1 protein-coding gene is annotated in these 309 nt (G+C 68.0%); it reads right to left on the reverse strand.

Going from position 1 to position 309, the window contains the following annotated elements; all coding sequences use genetic code 11:
- On the reverse strand, nucleotides 1–309 hold a 309-nt coding region (locus tag JK364_RS54815), incomplete at both ends, for a hypothetical protein (protein WP_201858938.1).

The following is a 309-nucleotide window of genomic DNA, read 5'->3' on the forward strand; positions in this document are numbered from 1 at the left end:
TACGACGGTGCCGTTGACGGCATGGTCGGCAAGCCAACCGTGCTGGGCGGGACTGATGTGTCCCGTGAGGATGGTGGCCCCGGTTTCCGCGAGGGTGGTGGTGGCGGGGACGAACGGGTGCGGGGTCGGGACCAGTCCGAGTTGGACGGCGTCCTGAGCGCCAGTCACGGCCTTGTCGTTGAGCCAGTAGCGGGTGTGTTGGAAGGGATAGGTCGGTAGGGGGATGGTGGTCGCTGGTGGGATGAGGGTGTGCCAGGTGATGGGGTGGCCGTGGGTGTGGGCGTGGCCGAGTGCGGTGAGGAAGGCGGC

Origin of the sequence: Streptomyces endocoffeicus (genome assembly GCF_016741935.1) — a bacterium.
In the GTDB taxonomy this organism is placed as follows: domain Bacteria; phylum Actinomycetota; class Actinomycetes; order Streptomycetales; family Streptomycetaceae; genus Streptomyces; species Streptomyces endocoffeicus.